The sequence below is a fragment of the Terracoccus sp. 273MFTsu3.1 genome (assembly GCF_000383675.1).
Classification (GTDB): Bacteria; Actinomycetota; Actinomycetes; order Actinomycetales; family Dermatophilaceae; genus Terrabacter.
This window is the reverse complement of sequence record NZ_KB911821.1, coordinates 78,843-94,763: the sequence shown is the minus strand read 5'-3', so window position 1 is coordinate 94,763 and position 15,921 is coordinate 78,843. Positions and strand designations below refer to the sequence as shown.

Here is a 15,921-nt window from a genome sequence, read left to right as displayed (position 1 = left end):
CCTCTCAGGTCACCCGGCGCTCGGCGCCGTGAGGCGCGCGAGCGCGAGGTTCAGCTCGAGGACGTCGACCCGAGGCTGGCCGAGGAACCCGGCCTCGCGTCCCTGCGTGTGGGCGGTCACGAGAGACCGCACCCGGCTGACGTCGAGGCCCCTTGCCGCGGCGACGCGCTCGACCTGGGCTGCGGCATACGCCGGCGAGACGTGCGGGTCGAGCCCGCTGCCGGATGCCGTGAGCGCGTCGGCGGGCGCCGTGCGCGGCTCGAGGCCGGCGGCCCGGGCTCTCTCGGCCACCGCCGTGTCGAGCTCGGGGCCGGCACCGAGGTTGGTGCCGCCGCTCGTGTCCCCGGCGTAGTCACTCGCCGAGGGCCGGCCGTGGAACCACTCGTCGCCCCGCCACTGCTGGCCGAGGAGGCTGGAGCCGACGACGCGGCCGCCGAGCGACACGAGGGACCCGGCGGACTGGTCCCGGGCCACGACCTGGCCCACGCCCCACACGACGGCGGGGTAGAGGAGACCGAGCAGCACGGTGAGGACGAGCATGGCCCGGAGGCCGGCGACGGACTGCTTGAGGACGGTGTTCACAGGACTCACATCATTCCGGGGAGGTGGCTCACGACGAGGTCGATCAGCTTGATGCCGATGAACGGGGCGATGACGCCGCCGACCCCGTAGACGAGGAGGTTGCGTCGCAGCAGGGCGGTGCTGCCGGCGGGCCGGTAGCGAACACCCCTCAACGACAGGGGGATCAGTGCGACGATGATGAGCGCGTTGAAGATGACGGCCGAGAGCATCGCCGACTTCGGGGTCGACAGGCCCATGACGTTGAGCGCGTCGAGGCCGGGGAAGAGCACGACGAACATCGCCGGGATGATCGCGAAGTACTTCGCGATGTCGTTGGCGATCGAGAAGGTCGTCAGGGCGCCGCGCGTGATGAGCAGCTGCTTGCCGATCGAGACGATGTCGATGAGCTTCGTCGGGTCCGAGTCGAGGTCGACCATGTTGGCGGCCTCCTTGGCCGCGGACGTGCCGGTGTTCATCGCCACGCCGACGTCCGACTGCGCCAGGGCCGGGGCGTCGTTGGTGCCGTCTCCGGTCATCGCGACGAGCCGGCCGCCCTCCTGCTCCTTCCGGATGAGCGCCATCTTGTCCTCGGGCGTCGCCTCGGCGAGGAAGTCGTCGACGCCGGCCTCGGCCGCGATCGACCTCGCCGTGAGCGGGTTGTCGCCGGTGATCATGACGGTCCGGATGCCCATGGCGCGCAGCTGGGCGAAGCGCTCCTTCATCCCGGGCTTGACGACGTCCTTGAGGTGCACGACGCCGAGCACCCGAGGCTGCTCGCCCGGCCGCGCGGAGGCGACGACGAGCGGCGTGCCTCCCGCGGTCGCGATCGCATCGACGATGGTCAGCACTCCCCGGGGCACGTCGCCGCCGTGCTCCGAGACCCAGCGGCACACGGCGTCCGAGGCGCCCTTGCGCACGGCCGTGCCGTCCGGCAGGTCCACCCCGGACATGCGGGTCTGCGCGGTGAACTCGACGAACGTCGCGCCGTCGCTCCGCGCCTCGTCGGCCCGCGTCCGGGTCCCCTCGGACAGCCCTGCGGCGGCCAGCTCGACGATCGAGCGCCCCTCGGGCGTCTCGTCCGCCAGCGACGAGAGGTATGCGGCCTCGGTGACCTCGGCATCGCCGAGGCCGGGGGCGGCGAGCAGCTCGGTGGCCCGCCGGTTGCCGAAGGTGATGGTGCCGGTCTTGTCGAGCAGGAGGGTCGACACGTCGCCGGCCGCCTCGACGGCGCGCCCCGACATGGCGAGGACGTTGTGCTGGACGAGCCGGTCCATGCCGGCGATGCCGATCGCCGAGAGCAGGGCTCCGATGGTCGTCGGGATGAGGCACACGAGGAGGGCGACGAGGACGACGACCGACTGCTCCTGGCCGGAGTAGATCGCGAGCGGCTGGATCGCCATGACGGCGAGGACGAAGATGATCGTCAGCGTCGTGAGCAGGATCGTCAGGGCGACCTCGTTCGGCGTCTTCTGTCGGGCCGCTCCCTCGACGAGCGAGATCATCCGGTCGATGAAGGTCTCGCCGGGCCTGGTCGTGATGCGCACGGTGATGCCGTCGGAGAGCACCGTCGTGCCGCCCGTGACGGCCGACCGGTCGCCGCCCGACTCGCGGATGACGGGCGCGGACTCGCCGGTGATCGCCGACTCGTCCACCGTCGCCATGCCCTCGACGACGTCACCGTCGCCGGGAATCACCTCACCGGGCCGCACGACGACGAGGTCACCGATCGTGAGGTCCGAGGCGGCGACCGTCTCGGTGGATCCGTCGGCGCTCCGGCGGCTCGCGGTCGTCGTGGTCCGCGTGGCTCGAAGCGTGGCCGCCTGCGCCTTGCCGCGGCCCTCGGCGACGGCCTCGGCCATGTTGGCGAAGAGGACGGTCGCCCAGAGCCAGACCGTGACGCTCCACGCGAACCAGGACGGGTCGACGACGGCGACGACGGTGGTCAGCAGCGAGCCGACCCACACGACGAAGACGACGGGGCTGCGCCAGACGTGGCGTGGATCGAGCTTGCGGACGGCCTCCGGGAAGGTCGCGACGAGCTGTCGACCCAGCGACCTGAGCGACAGCGCCGCCGTCGACCGCCCGTTCGAGTGCCTGGACGGCACCGGGTCCCGTTCTGCGGCAGCACTGTCCGGTCCGGCGGACCGCGTGTCACCGGGTGGGGTCGACGACGGGTCCGTCATGCGTGACGGGATGACGGAAGGGGTCATGACAGTGCCTCCGCGAGGGGACCGAGAGCCAGGGCCGGGAAGAACGTGAGTCCGGTGACGACGACCGCCACCCCGACGAAGAGGCCCGCGAACGTGGGTGTGTGGGTGGGTAGGGTGCCGGCGTTGACCGGCCGACGTCGTTGCGCCACCAGGGAACCGGCGAGTGCCAGGACGAGGACGATCGGGACGAAGCGTCCGAGGAACATGCAGAGCGCGAGGGTGAGGTTCGTGTAGGGGGAGTCCGCGGAGAAGCCCGCGAACGCGCTGCCGTTGTTGTTGGCGGCGGAGGCGTACGCGTACATCACCTCGGTGAGCCCGTGCGGGCCCGAGGCGGACATCTGCGACGAGACGAGTGGAGCCACCATCCCGATGCCGGTGAAGACGAGCACGAGGGCCGGCATGACGAGCAGGGCGAGCGCGGTCAGGGTGATCTCGCGGCGCCCGACCTGCTTGCCGAGCAGCTCGGGCGTGCGCCCGACCATGAGGCCCGCGATGAAGACGGTCAGCACGGCCAGCAGCAGCGCGCCGTAGAGCCCCGACCCGACGCCGCCGGGGGAGACCTCGCCGAGGAGCATCGAGAAGAGGACGCCGCCTCCACCGAGGGGGCTGAAGCTCTCGTGCATCGAGTTGACCGCCCCGGTCGAGGTGCCGGTCGTGCTGGCCGCGAAGAGGGCGGACGGCCAGACGCCGAAGCGCAGCTCCTTGCCCTCGAGGCCGCCGAGGGGGCCGCTCGCCGCGCTCACCTCGGCCCAGGTCACGGCGGCGACCATGAGACCCCACAGCGTCGCCATGAACGCGAGCACGGTCCAGCCCTGCCGGCGGTCGCCGACGAGGATCCCGTAGGTCCGCGGCAGCGAGAACGGGATGACGAGGAGCAGGAAGATCTCGATGAGGTTCGTCACCGCGGTGGGGTTCTCGAAGGGGTGGGCCGAGTTGGCGTTGAAGTAGCCACCGCCGTTCGTGCCGAGCTCCTTGATGGCCTCCTGCGAGGCGACGAGGCCGCCCTGGACGACCTGTGAGCCGCCGGAGAGCGTCGTGACGCTGGTCGGCGACGTGAGGTTCTGGATGACGCCGCCGAGCAGGAGGACGACGGCTCCGGCGACGGCGAGCGGCAGCAGGACGCGCACGGTGCCGCGCACGAGGTCGACCCAGAAGTTGCCGATCTGCGCCCCGCTCGAGCGGGCCAGGCCGCGCACGAGCGCGACGGCCACGGCGAGGCCCACGGCAGGTGAGACGAAGTTCTGCACGGTCAGCCCGAGCGTCTGGACGAGTGGCGACGCGCCGGACTCACCGACATACGACTGCCAGTTCGTGTTCGTCACGAACGACACGGCCGTGTTGAGCGCGGTGTCGAGGTTCATCGAGGCGCCGCGCGCGAGCGGAAGGACGCCCTGCAGGGCGATGAGCGCGACGAGCAGGACGATGCCCACGACGGAGAAGCCGAGGACGGCGACGGCATACGTGCTCCAGCGCTGCTCGGACGCGGGGTCGATGCGGCACAGCCGGTAGACGAGGCGCTCGACGCGCCAGTGGCGGGCGTCGGTGAAGACCCGGGCCATCCACGACCCGAGGGGCACGTGGGCGGCGGCGAGGGCGGCGACGAGGACGGCGATCGTGAGCAGCCCGCTGACGGTGTCGCTCATCAGAAGCGGTCCGGGTGGAGGAGCACGTGGACGAGGTAGGCCAGCACGGCGACCCCGGCCACGAGCAGGACGATGGAGGTGAACATGACTCCTTCCTAGGGTCGCCACCGGGCCGCTCCACGTCCGTTGACCTCGCGCTGATGGCTCTTGACGCGTTCTTGACGGGCCCGCCACTAGAGTCCGAGTCGTGAGTGCGTCGCTGGAGCTCTGGCCGTCATCGCCCCGTCGTGCGGGGCCGCCGTCACGGCTCGACCAGCTACGGCGCAAGGTCAACGAGCTGCCGTGCGCCCTGCTCCTCTTCGTCCAGCTCGCAGCCCTGCTGACCTATCCCTTCGTCGAGACCGCGACGCTCGGGGACTACCGGGAGGCGGGACGCGCGGTCTTCGGCCTCATCGGCCTCCTCGTGCTCTTCCTCGCCGTGCGCGCGGTGCGGGCGACCCCTGCGCTCACGTGGGTCGCCGTCGTGCTGGGCGGGCCGGTGGTCCTGCTCACCGTGGCCGAGGCCGTGTGGCCCGACAACAGCCCGGTCGCCTTCTGGAGCGCCCTGCTGCACGCGCTCTTCTACTTCTACACGGGCTACGGCCTGCTCCGGTACATGTTCGCCGACAACTGGGTGACCCGCGACGAGCTCTATGCCACCGGCGCGACCTTCACCGTCGTCGCCTGGGGCTTCGCCTACCTCTACGTCGCCGTGCAGTTCATCTGGCCGAACTCGTTCACCATCTACGGCGAGACGCTGCCCGGGGTGCGCACCTGGTACGAGCTGCTCTACCTATCGATCACGACGATGACCTCGACCGGTCTCTCCGACATCTACGCCGTGACCCCCCACGCCCGCTCGTTCGTGCTGCTCCAGCAGATCGCCGGCATGCTCTACGTCGCGCTCGTCGTCGCCCGCCTCGTCGGGCTGACGATCGCCCGCTTCCGTCAGTAGGGCTGCGCCCCACCGAGGGCGTATGCCGCGTGCCCGGGTCGCGCTCGAGCGGTGCTCAGCCGTGACCGTCGAGCTCGGCGAAGGTCCTGAGGCTCGGGGTGCGGGTCGTCTGGAGGTCGCGGGCCACGGCCTCGACGTCGCGCATGACACGCAGCGTGTTGCCGCGCACGAGCTGGACGACGTCGGCCTCGGACCACGACCGCGCGAGCAGGGCGGCGACGAGCCGCGGGTAGCCGCTGACGTCCTCGAGCCCGACGGGGAAGGTGTCGGTGCCGTCGTAGTCGCCGCCGATGCCGATGTGGTCGATGCCGGCGACCTCGCGGACGTGCTCGAGGTGGGCGACGACCTGATCGACCGTCGCGTCGGGCTTGGGGTGCTCACGCTGCCAGCCGGCGGTGAACCGGCCGAACGCCTCCCAGTCACGCGCCTCGACGCCGACCTCCGCCGCGGCGGCGGCGGCCTCGACGCGCCAGGCGGCGGTCGCGGGCGACACGAACTCGGGGACGAAGGTCACCATGCACACGCCGCCGTTGGCGGACAGCGCGCCGAGCACGTCGTCGGGCACGTTGCGGGGGGTGTCGCACAGGGCCAGGGCCGAGGAGTGGCTGAAGATGACCGGGGCGTCGGTGGTCTCGAGCGCGTCGCGCATCGTCGTGGCGGCGACGTGACTGAGGTCGACCATCATCCCGAGGCGGTTCATCTCACGCACGACCTCCCGGCCGAACTCGCTGAGGCCGCCGACGACGGGCACGTCGGTGGCCGAGTCGGCCCACGGCGTGTTGTCGTTGTGCGTCAGCGTCAGGTAGCGCACACCGAGCACGTGGAGCATCCGCAGGGTGCCGAGCGAGCAGCCGATCGAGTGCCCGCCCTCGGCGCCGAGCAGCGACGCGACGCGACCCGTCGCGGTGGCAGCCTCCACCTCGTCCGCGGTGCGGGCGAGCGCCAGCCGGTCGGCATACGACCCGATCATCCGGTGCACGCCGTCGACCTGCTCGAGCGTGGCGGTGACGGCCGAGTCGCCCTGGAGGGTGCTCGGCACGAAGACGGACCAGAACTGCGCGCCGACCCCGCCCTCGGTGAGGCGAGGCAGGTCGGTCTGCGTCGTCGTGAGGCGGCCGGAGATGTCGAGCGTCTCGAAGTCGTAGCCCGTCTGCTCGCGCGCCTCCCACGGGAGGTCGTTGTGGCCGTCGACGAGGGGGTGCGCTCGCAGCAGGTCGCGCGCCTTCATGAGCAGGTCGTCGTGGCCGTGGGGGGCGGTTCCGAGCATGTCGGCCATTGAACACCCCGGCATCTAGAGTGGACGCATGACCCCTCCCCACCCGAGCGCCGACAAGAGCGTCGCACTCGTCACCCTCGGGTGCACGCGCAACGAGGTCGACTCCGAGGAGCTGGCCGGTCGGCTGCTCGCGGAGGGATGGCGTCTCGTCGACGACGCGTCCGAGGCCGACGTCGCCGTCGTCAACACGTGCGGCTTCGTCGAGCAGGCCAAGAAGGACTCCATCGACGCCCTGCTCGAGGCCTCCGACCTCAAGGGCGAGGGCAGCCGCACGCAGAAGGTCGTCGCCGTCGGCTGCCTCGCCGAGCGCTACGGCAAGGAGCTCGCCGACCAGCTGCCCGAGGCCGACGCCGTGCTCGGCTTCGACTCCTACCGCGACATGAGCGCACACCTGCAGACGATCCTCGCGGGCGGCCACGTCGAGAGCCACACCCCCGGCGACCGCCGCACGCTGCTCCCGCTGACCCCGGTCGAGCGCCAGCAGGGCTCCGCGTCCGTCGCGCTGCCGGGCCACGGCGACGCCCGCCCCGACCTTGCCGACGCCGACGTGCCGACCCCCGCCTCCGGTCCCCGCGTCATCCGCGCGCGCCTCGACGGTCGCCCGTGGGCGCCGCTCAAGATCGCGTCGGGCTGCGACCGGCGCTGCTCGTTCTGCGCCATCCCGATGTTCCGTGGCGCCTTCCTCTCGCGCCGTCCCGCCGACATCGTCGCCGAGGGCCGCTGGCTCGCCGAGCAGGGCGTCAAGGAGCTCTTCCTCGTCTCCGAGAACTCCACGAGCTACGGCAAGGACCTCGGCGACCTCGCCCTCCTCGAGAAGCTGCTGCCCGAGCTGACCGCGATCGAGGGCATCGAGCGCGTCCGCGTCTCCTACCTCCAGCCGGCCGAGATCCGTCCCGGCCTGCTGCGCGCCATGGCCGACACCCCCGGCGTCGTGCCCTACTACGACATCTCCTTCCAGCACGCGTCCGAGCCGCTCCTGCGCTCGATGCGCCGGTTCGGCTCGCGCGAGGTCTTCCTCGAGCTCCTCGGCCGGGTGCGCGCCGACGCCCCCGAGGCCGGCATCCGCTGCAACGTCATCGTCGGCTTCCCCGGCGAGACCGAGGCCGACCTCGACGAGCTCGAGGCCTTCCTCACCGAGGCCCGCCTCGACGTCGTCGGCGTCTTCGGCTACTCCGACGAGGACGGCACCGAGGCCGAGGGGTATGCCGGCAAGCTGGCCCCCGAGGTCGTCGCCGAGCGCCTCGACCGCTTCACCCGCCTCGTCGAGGAGCTCAACGCCCAGCGCGCCGAGGAGCGCGTCGGCGAGCGCGTCCTCGTCCTCGTCGAGGAGATCGAGGAGGCGGAGGGCACCGTCGTCGGGCGCGCCGACTTCCAGGGCCCCGACGTCGACGGCGTCACCATCGTGCACGTCCCCGAGGGCGCTCCCGCCCCTCAGGTCGGCGACCTCGTGCCGGCTGTCGTCGTCGGCACCGAGGGGATCGACCTCGTCGCGGAGCCGCGATGACGCCACAGACCTTCCACCGGGGGGAGGGGCCGGCGCCCCGACCGACCGACTGGAACCTGCCCAACGCCCTGACGGTCCTGCGCTTCCTGCTCGTCCCGGTCTACGCCGTGCTGCTCTTCCAGGACGGCGGCAACGAGCCGTGGTGGCGCTTCTGGGCCTGGGTGGTCTTCGCGCTCGCAGCCGTCACCGACGGTGTCGACGGCAAGATCGCCCGGCGACGTGGGGAGATCACGAACTTCGGCAAGGTCGCCGACCCCATCGCCGACAAAGCGCTGACCGGCACGGCCTTCATCGGGCTGTCGCTGCTCGGGGTCGTCTGGTGGTGGGTGACCGTCGTCATCCTCGTCCGCGAGATCGGCATCACCGTGCTGCGCTTCGTCGTCATCCGGCACGGCGTCATGCCGGCCGGTCGCGGCGGCAAGCTCAAGACGATGCTCCAGACGCTGTCGCTCGGGGCCCTGACCTTCCCGCTCTGGGTGCTCCCGTTCGGTAGCGCGTGGTTGCTCGTGGCCTACGTCGTGCTCGGCGCGGCGCTCGTCATGACCGTGGTCAGCGGCATCGACTACGTCTTCAAGGCGGCACGGCTGCGCGAGACGAGCGAGCGCACGCTGGCCCGGCGGGCGGCGCGCGCCGCCGCCCGGGAGACGAGGGCCGGGGCGACCGAGGGCTCCACCGGCGACCCGGCGCCACCCCGGACGGCGAAGCGGGACTGACGTGGACGACGCGTCCGAGGCGCCGGGGGCACGTCTCGTGGCCCGGCTGACCGAGGCGCACGAGACCGTGGCCTGCGCCGAGTCGCTGACGGCGGGACTCGTCGCCGCCACCGTGGCCGACACCCCCGGCGCGTCCGCGGTGCTGCTCGGTGGGGTCGTCGCGTACGCCCCGGAGGTGAAGACGGCGCTGCTCGACGTGCCCGCCGAGCTCGTCGCGCGGGTGGGCACCGTCGACCCCGAGGTGGCCGCGCTCATGGCCGAGGGCGTACGCCGTCGGCTGGGCTCCACGTGGGGCCTGGCCACGACCGGTGTGGCCGGGCCGGGACCGGCGGAGGGCAAGCCCGCGGGCACCGTCCACGTGGCCGTCTCCGGTCCGTCGGGAACAGCGACGCGCGCCCTGGAGTTGAACGGGACCAGGGCCGAGATCCGGTCGGCCACCGTCGACGCGGTGCTCCGGCTCGCGGTGGAGGAGACGGGCGCCACGCGCCAAACACCTGCGCCGCCGTGGGACCCTCGGGGTACGGTAGGGCTGTCAGGTCACCCCGACGACGGCACGGCATCCGAACGCACGACACCAGCGACCTGAAGGAGGACGACATGACGACACTGCTGCGGCGCGAGCTCGGCGACGTCCTCCGTGAGCGCCGGCGCGCCCAGGGCCGCACCCTCCGTGAGGTCTCCGCGACGGCATCCGTCTCCCTCGGCTACCTCAGCGAGGTCGAGCGCGGCGAGAAGGAGGCCTCGTCGGAGCTGCTCGCCTCGATCTGCGGGGCGCTGGCGCTGCCCTTGTCGCAGGTCCTCATCGACGTGTCCAGCCGGATGGCCGAGAGCGAGGGCCTCGCCCCGACCGTCTCGCTGCCCGTCCCGTCGGGCGACGTGGTGTCGGCCTCCGCTGCCTGATCGTCTACCGTGCTGGGGTGCCCAGCCCCTTCTCGGACCTCGACTCACGTCTGGACCGTGCCGTCTCGGCCTCGGACCCCTCGGACCCCTCGAACCCTGACGCCGCGCTGTCGGTGTGGCTGGGAGACCTCGACGGCCGACCCCGCTACGAGCACGACGCGTTCGCGCCGCACTACGCCGCGTCCACGATGAAGCTCCCACTCGTCATCGCGGCCTTCCGGCGCATCGTGCGAGGCGAGCTCCACCTCGACGCGCCGGTCACGGTCACCGGCACCTTCGCCTCCGTGCTCGACGGCTCCCCGTTCGACCTCGACGAGGCCGAGGACCAGGACCCGCAGACGTGGGCGGCGCTCGGCGGCACCTGCACGCTGGGCGAGCTCGCGGAGCGGGCCATCACCCACTCGAGCAACATCGCCACCAACCTGCTCGTCGACGTCGTCGGTCTCGACGAGGTCGCCGAGGTGCTGCGCATCGTCGGCTGCTCGCCGGCCACCGTGGTCGGGCGCGGCATCGAGGACGCCGTGGCCCGTCGAGCAGGCATCACCAACACCGTGACCGCCGCCGACCTCGGGCTCGTCATGGCCGCGGTCGGGCGCCGCGAGCCCGCGCTCGGTGGCGCCGAGGTGCTGGCGCCCGTCGAGGAGATGCTGGCCCGCCAAGTGCACGTCGACCAGGTGCCGGCGGGCCTGCCGCCTGGCACCCCGACCGCGAGCAAGTCGGGCTGGATCCCGGGCGTCTCCCACGACGTCGCGCTCGTGCGTCCGGTGGGCGAGGAGCCGTTCGTCATCGCCGTCTGCACGACGATCGACCTCGACGAGACGGAGGCCGCCGTCTTCGTCGCCGGCATCGCCCGGGACGTCTGGCGCGCCGAGCACCCCACCGAGGGGGAGCGGGCATGACGACCGTCGCGCGGGTCACGACGACGACCTCGTCCGTGCGGCTCCACACGCCGTTCGTCACGGCCCTGCGCCGGACCGAGACCACCGACACCGTCGTCGTGACGGTCACCGACAGCGACGGGCGCACGGGGTGGGGCGAGGCGCCCCAGGTGTGGCAGGTGACGGGTGAGTCGCTCGCGAGCGCCACGGCGTGCATCGAGCAGATGCTCGCGCCCGCCGTGACGGGTCACCGGCTCGACGACCGCAGCGACCTCGCCGCTGCCGCCGGCGTCGTCCAGCGCGCCGTGGCCCGCAACTTCGGTGCCAAGGCCGCTGTCGACGCGGCCCTGCACGACCTCGTCGCCCGGGCGGAGGGCACGTCGGTGGCGGCGCTGCTCTCGACCCGGCCGGACGGCATACGCGAGGTGCTGACGACCGACGTCACCCTGTCGGCCGGTGCGGCTGACGCGCTCGCCGACACGGCTCGCGCGCGGGTCTCCGACGGCTTCCGCACCCTGAAGATGAAGGTCGGCACCGATGCCAGCACCGACGTGCAGCGCGTCGCGTCGGTGCGCGACGCAGTCGGCCCCGACGTCGCCATCCGGCTCGACGCCAACCAGGGGTGGACACGCGAGGAGGCCGTCCAGGTCATCCGGGCGCTCGAGGTCGCCGACCTCGGGGTCGAGTTCGTCGAGCAGCCGGTCGTGGCCGACGACGTCGAGGGTCTGGCCTGGGTGCGGGAGCGGGTCGGGCTGCCGGTCATGGCCGACGAGTCCTGCTACGGGCCCTACGACCTCGAACGGATCATCCGGCTCGGCGCCGCGGACCTCGTCAACGTCAAGCTCGCCAAGTGCGGCTCGCTCACCGTGGGTCGCGACATGCTGCGCCGCGCCCATGACGCCGGCCTGCGCACCATCGTGGGATCGATGATGGAGAGCCACGTCGGAGTCGGGGCCGCGGCAGCGCTGGTGGCTGCCGAACCGACGACCGAGGTGAGCGACCTCGACGCCGCCTGGTGGTCGGTGGCCTCACCTGTCGTGGGCGGAATCTCGTACTCGGGCAACCAGATCCGTGTGCCGATGGCGGACGGTCTCGGGATCAGCGGTTTCGTCGACCACGGCTGACCCAGCGCACACGCCGCACGCACGAAGGGCCCCGCCGGAGCGGGGCCCTTCGCGCGGATCCGACGGTGTCAGTCGCCGAGGACGCGGAGGCTGAAGGAGCCTTCACCGTTGCCGGTGTTGGTGGCGGTGAAGCCCACGGCGCGCAGCGACTCGAGGAAGGACTTGGCCTCGCCGTGGACGTCGCCCTTGACGATGGCGTCGACCTTGTCGAGGTCGACGAAGAGCGTCGCCGTCGCGTTGCTGACGTCACCGACGGCGAGCTTGAAGGTGTCGCCGTCGCCGAGCCTGCCGCCCGACTTGAGGTCGTCGGCGTAGTCGGGCGTCGTGGCCACGTAGACCTTGTCGCCCTCGACCTTGTGGGTCAGCACGTCGCTGCCGACACCGGCCGACTCCATGAGTCGGCCCACGAGCTCGTCGGCGCGCTTGGCGTCGCTGGAGACGACCTTGGCACCGAGGACGGGCACGTCGCTCTTGAGGTTCTGCTCGGGCATGGCCACGGTGAAGGACCGGCCGAGCAGCACCTTGAGGTCGTCGGGCAGCTTGATTCCGAGCTGCTGCTCGACCTGCCCGATCGGGTCGGACTCGCCGTCGGCCGCGGCGAGGCTCTCGATCTGCTTCTTCAGCTGGGGCCACGCGGAGTCGAGCATCAGGTCGGCCCCGGAGACGTTGAGGGCAGCCATCGTGTTGGCCGGCAGCGAGGCCACCTCGCTGCCGTCGCCCTTGACGGACTTCGTGGCGTCGGCGCCGCGCACGACGCCGGCCATCTCGACGTAGTCGGCGTCGAACCGGACCGCCGTCGCGAAGCGTCCCTTGGCCGAGGCCAGGGCCGTCGCGTCCATGCCGGTCGTGCCGCTGAACTTCTGGATCTCCTTCAGGCCCGTGCCCATGTCGAACCAGGCCGACAGGATGCCCTGCTCGCCGAGAGCCGCCATGTCGGAGGTGAAGTCGGCGTTCTGCGCGAGCGTCCCCTTGGCGGCTGCCGCGAGGGTGGCGTCGCCGACGCCGGGCGGCGTGACGATGGCGTAGCCGTCCTTCATGCGCAGCTCGGTGTCGGATCCGCCCTTGTCGCAGGCGAACAGCCTGGTCAGGGTGTCCTTGGCCGCGGACTCGTCCTTGACCTGGATCGCGACGGCGACGTTGGGCGCGTCCGCGGTGCCACCGGGACGGATGGCGGCGCCGACCCGGTCGCCGAGCCAGGGCGCGATGTCCGTGTCGTAGCTGAACTTGGCGACGCAGTCGTTGCTCGCGTCCTTCGAGACGAGCTGCCACAGCTGCTTGCGGGGGTCGTCGGCACCGAGCGTGTCCTTGACCTGGGGCAGCTTGCCCAAGAAGCGCACGGCGGCGATCTTCTGGCCGGCCGACGGGTCGATGTCGAGACGGAAGTAGGCGTAGGCGTCGCCGGGCAGTACGTCGGCCGGCTGGGAGCCGCCCCCGCTCAGCGTCTGGAAGGCGAAGGCGCCGGCGCCGCCGAGGACGAGGGCGGTGACGACGCCACCGACGAGCAGACCCGTGCGCTTGCGACCGCCGGACGCGGGCGCCTCCGGGTCGTCGGAGAGGGTGACCTCGCCGGGGACGGTCTCGGCCGCCCCGGCGGGAGTCGGGTACGCGTAGGGTCGGCTCGCTCCGTGCGGGTCGGCGCCGGCGTCGGTGGGCTCGCTGGGCCTCGTGGGCTCGGTCATGGTGTGCTCCCCTGAAGAGTTCGATGTGCCCCGCGGCGGTGCGCGGGACGAGAGGACGATACCGGCAGCGCCGGACGTTCGCGGCCGGTTGCGGTAACGCTCCGACGACGGGTTCGCGCGGAACGGTTCCGGCGCAACGGGTGGCACACTGCAGGGGTGCGGATCAGCCACTTCTGGACCTTGATGGACGACGAGTTCGGCGCGGCGTATGCCGGGTCGCTCGCCCGCGACCACGTGCTGGGTGCGCTCGGCAACCGCACCGTCGTGCAGGCCCTCGCCGAGGGCGAGGCGCCGCGCGCCGTGTGGGAGGCGCTGTGCGTCGACATGGACGTGCCGCCGGAGCGACGGCTCGGACGTGACACCCGCGTCGCCCGGGGAGCCCAGGGCGGTCAGGCCGGTCGCTGATGCGGGCGTCGCTCGAGCCCGGCCTGTCGCGGATCACCCTGCGGCACGGCGACATCACGAGCGACGACTCGGCCGACGCCATCGTCAACGCCGCGAACCGGTCCCTGCTGGGCGGCGGCGGTGTCGACGGGGCGATCCACCGGGCGGCGGGGCCGACCCTGCTCGCCGAGTGCCGGCTGCTCGGCGGCTGCGACACCGGCGACGCGAAGATCACCGGCGCCGGTCGGCTGCCCGTGCGGCACGTCATCCACACGGTCGGCCCGGTCTGGCGCGGGGGAGGGGACGGTGAGCCGGAGCTGCTGGCGAGCTGCTACGTGCGGTCGGTCGAGGTCGGCGACGCCGCCGGCTGCGCGGTGCTCGCCTTCCCTGCCGTCTCGTGCGGGGTCTACGGCTACCCGCTCGACGCGGCGGCGGCGGTGTCGCTCGAGGCGCTGGCGGCCGCGCTGTCGGTGCACGTCGGCGTGCGCGAGGCGCGGTTCTGGCTCTACTCCGACCCGGCGTACGCCGCCTTCGACCGGGCGCTGACGCAGCTGAGAGAGACACGCTGACGCTGGATCGGCGTGTCGTGCAGACTTCGAACACCTGTTCGGTAGTGTTCTCCACAGGTCCTGCGCCACCACCCGCATCGTCCACAGGCCGTCTCGTGGATCCTCCCGATGTCGGCGCCGGCACCTAGCGTCTGACCCGACAGCGGACCTCGCAGCACGAGGCCGTGGCCCGGGTCGAAGGTAGACGACCGCAACGCAGACGGCAGATAGGTGACCGACATGGCTTCGGTGCAGGAAAAGGACAAGGACAAGGCCCTCTCCTCGGTGATGGGCCAGATCGAGAAGAGCTACGGCAAGGGCGCGGTGATGCGCCTCGGCGACGACATCCGTCCCCCCATCGAGGTGATCCCCACCGGGTCGATCGCCCTCGACGTCGCTCTCGGCATCGGCGGTCTGCCGCGCGGACGCGTCGTCGAGATCTACGGCCCGGAGTCCTCGGGCAAGACGACCGTCGCGCTCCACGCGGTCGCCAACGCGCAGAAGGCCGGCGGCATCGCGGCGTTCATCGACGCCGAGCACGCGCTCGACCCGGACTACGCGAAGAAGCTCGGTGTCGACACCGACGCCCTGCTCGTGTCGCAGCCCGACACCGGCGAGCAGGCGCTCGAGATCGCCGACATGCTGATCCGCTCGGGCGCCATCGACATCATCGTCATCGACTCCGTGGCCGCACTCGTGCCCCGCGCCGAGATCGAGGGCGAGATGGGCGACAGCCACGTCGGTCTGCAGGCGCGACTCATGAGCCAGGCGCTGCGCAAGCTCACCGGTGCCCTCAACAACACCGGCACCACGGCGATCTTCATCAACCAGCTCCGCGAGAAGATCGGCGTCATGTTCGGCTCGCCCGAGACGACGACCGGTGGCAAGGCGCTGAAGTTCTACGCCTCGGTCCGCCTCGACGTGCGTCGCATCGAGACCCTCAAGGACGGCACCGAGCCGGTCGGCAACCGCACCCGCGTCAAGGTCGTCAAGAACAAGGTCTCCCCGCCGTTCAAGCAGGCCGAGTTCGACATCCTCTACGGCCACGGCATCTCGCGTGAGGGCGGCCTCATCGACATGGGCGTCGAGCACGGCTTCGTCCGCAAGGCCGGTGCCTGGTACACCTACGACGGCGACCAGCTCGGCCAGGGCAAGGAGAACGCCCGCAACTTCCTCAAGGACAACCCCGACCTCGCCGACGAGATCGAGAAGAAGGTCAAGGAGAAGCTCGGCGTCGGGCCGCGCGTCGACCAGCCCGCCGAGGTCTCGGACGTGCCTGTCGACTTCTGACGATGGGTCGCTCCGAGGAGGAGACCGCACGGGACCGTCTGGCTCGCGCCGCGGCCGCCCTGGCTGAGGCCGAGGGTGTGGCCGGGGTGCGGGCCGGCGGCGCGTCCGGTGAAGGATCGGGCGCAGAGTCGGGGGAGTCGGTGTCCGAGGACGGTGCGAGCCGACCCGGACTGCCGTGGTCGGTGTCGGCCCCCGCCGAGCCGACCGGCCACGAGAGGGGTCGTCCCGCGAGCACGCGCGCGACCCGACCCGGCGGGTCGGGATCGTCGGGCGGATC

At 71.9% G+C, this 15,921-nt stretch carries 16 protein-coding genes; 10 read left to right on the top strand and 6 right to left on the bottom strand.

Annotation, left to right across the window (positions count from 1 at the left end; all coding sequences use genetic code 11):
* Positions 1 to 9: 9 nt before the first annotated feature.
* The 4 genes from kdpC to H283_RS28670 are packed head-to-tail and all read right to left on the bottom strand — an operon-like array spanning position 10 to position 4,500.
* A complete protein-coding gene (kdpC, locus tag H283_RS0106080) occupies positions 10 to 582 on the bottom strand; it encodes a potassium-transporting ATPase subunit KdpC (protein WP_020142626.1) in 573 nt (190 codons plus the stop codon).
* 5 nt (positions 583 to 587) lie between these two features.
* Positions 588 to 2,744: a potassium-transporting ATPase subunit KdpB gene (gene kdpB, locus H283_RS0106075; RefSeq protein ID WP_020142625.1), complete on the bottom strand. Its 2,157-nt coding sequence runs from the start codon at positions 2,742 to 2,744 to the stop codon at positions 588 to 590.
* Positions 2,745 to 2,767: 23 nt separating this feature from the next.
* Positions 2,768 to 4,414, bottom strand: coding sequence for a potassium-transporting ATPase subunit KdpA (gene kdpA, locus H283_RS0106070; protein WP_020142624.1), 1,647 nt, complete (start codon positions 4,412 to 4,414; stop codon positions 2,768 to 2,770).
* Positions 4,414 to 4,500: a potassium-transporting ATPase subunit F gene (locus H283_RS28670; protein ID WP_081633796.1), complete on the bottom strand. Its 87-nt coding sequence runs from the start codon at positions 4,498 to 4,500 to the stop codon at positions 4,414 to 4,416. The genes kdpA and H283_RS28670 overlap by 1 nt, the downstream gene beginning before the upstream one ends.
* Before the next feature lie 101 nt (positions 4,501 to 4,601).
* Here H283_RS28670 and H283_RS0106060 point away from each other — a divergent pair, with 101 nt between their 5' ends.
* Positions 4,602 to 5,348, top strand: coding sequence for an ion channel (locus H283_RS0106060; RefSeq protein WP_020142623.1), 747 nt, complete (start codon positions 4,602 to 4,604; stop codon positions 5,346 to 5,348).
* A gap of 55 nt (positions 5,349 to 5,403) precedes the next feature.
* Here the strand turns inward: H283_RS0106060 and H283_RS0106055 are convergent, their stop codons facing one another.
* Positions 5,404 to 6,615 (bottom strand): dipeptidase, encoded by a 1,212-nt coding sequence (locus tag H283_RS0106055; protein WP_051103578.1) that lies wholly within the window; start codon positions 6,613 to 6,615, stop codon positions 5,404 to 5,406.
* A gap of 37 nt (positions 6,616 to 6,652) precedes the next feature.
* Between H283_RS0106055 and rimO the strand changes: the two genes are divergently transcribed.
* Genes rimO through H283_RS0106025 form a run of 6 tightly spaced genes read left to right on the top strand, consistent with a single transcriptional unit; the run spans position 6,653 to position 11,743 of the window.
* A complete protein-coding gene (gene rimO / locus H283_RS0106050; protein WP_020142621.1) occupies positions 6,653 to 8,128 on the top strand; it encodes a 30S ribosomal protein S12 methylthiotransferase RimO in 1,476 nt (491 codons plus the stop codon).
* On the top strand, positions 8,125 to 8,841 hold the full coding sequence (pgsA, locus tag H283_RS0106045; RefSeq protein ID WP_020142620.1) for a CDP-diacylglycerol--glycerol-3-phosphate 3-phosphatidyltransferase: 717 nt from the start codon (positions 8,125 to 8,127) through the stop codon (positions 8,839 to 8,841). The genes rimO and pgsA overlap by 4 nt, the downstream gene beginning before the upstream one ends.
* Position 8,842: 1 nt before the next feature.
* Positions 8,843 to 9,427 carry a nicotinamide-nucleotide amidohydrolase family protein gene (locus H283_RS0106040; RefSeq protein ID WP_020142619.1) on the top strand — a complete coding sequence of 195 codons (585 nt, stop codon included), beginning with the start codon at positions 8,843 to 8,845 and terminating at the stop codon, positions 9,425 to 9,427.
* Positions 9,428 to 9,438: 11 nt separating this feature from the next.
* Entirely contained in the window at positions 9,439 to 9,741 is a 303-nt protein-coding gene (locus tag H283_RS0106035; protein ID WP_020142618.1) for a helix-turn-helix domain-containing protein, read from the top strand.
* A 17-nt stretch (positions 9,742 to 9,758) separates the two neighbouring features.
* Positions 9,759 to 10,640, top strand: a complete 882-nt coding sequence (locus tag H283_RS24205) for a serine hydrolase (protein WP_020142617.1) — start codon at positions 9,759 to 9,761, stop codon at positions 10,638 to 10,640.
* Positions 10,637 to 11,743, top strand: a complete 1,107-nt coding sequence (locus H283_RS0106025) for a dipeptide epimerase (protein ID WP_020142616.1) — start codon at positions 10,637 to 10,639, stop codon at positions 11,741 to 11,743. Before H283_RS24205 ends, H283_RS0106025 begins: the two co-directional genes overlap by 4 nt.
* Before the next feature lie 68 nt (positions 11,744 to 11,811).
* On the opposite strand, the gene H283_RS24200 is transcribed toward H283_RS0106025, so the two are convergent.
* Positions 11,812 to 13,422 (bottom strand): DUF3352 domain-containing protein, encoded by a 1,611-nt coding sequence (locus H283_RS24200; RefSeq protein ID WP_020142615.1) that lies wholly within the window; start codon positions 13,420 to 13,422, stop codon positions 11,812 to 11,814.
* Positions 13,423 to 13,578: 156 nt separating this feature from the next.
* Here H283_RS24200 and H283_RS0106015 point away from each other — a divergent pair, with 156 nt between their 5' ends.
* From H283_RS0106015 to recA, 3 genes are all read left to right on the top strand, one after another.
* A complete protein-coding gene (locus H283_RS0106015; RefSeq protein WP_081633794.1) occupies positions 13,579 to 13,827 on the top strand; it encodes a DUF3046 domain-containing protein in 249 nt (82 codons plus the stop codon).
* Positions 13,827 to 14,375, top strand: a complete 549-nt coding sequence (locus tag H283_RS0106010) for an O-acetyl-ADP-ribose deacetylase (protein ID WP_020142613.1) — start codon at positions 13,827 to 13,829, stop codon at positions 14,373 to 14,375. The genes H283_RS0106015 and H283_RS0106010 overlap by 1 nt, the downstream gene beginning before the upstream one ends.
* Before the next feature lie 219 nt (positions 14,376 to 14,594).
* Positions 14,595 to 15,644: a recombinase RecA gene (recA, locus tag H283_RS0106005; RefSeq protein WP_028785358.1), complete on the top strand. Its 1,050-nt coding sequence runs from the start codon at positions 14,595 to 14,597 to the stop codon at positions 15,642 to 15,644.
* Positions 15,645 to 15,921: the final 277 nt, after the last annotated feature.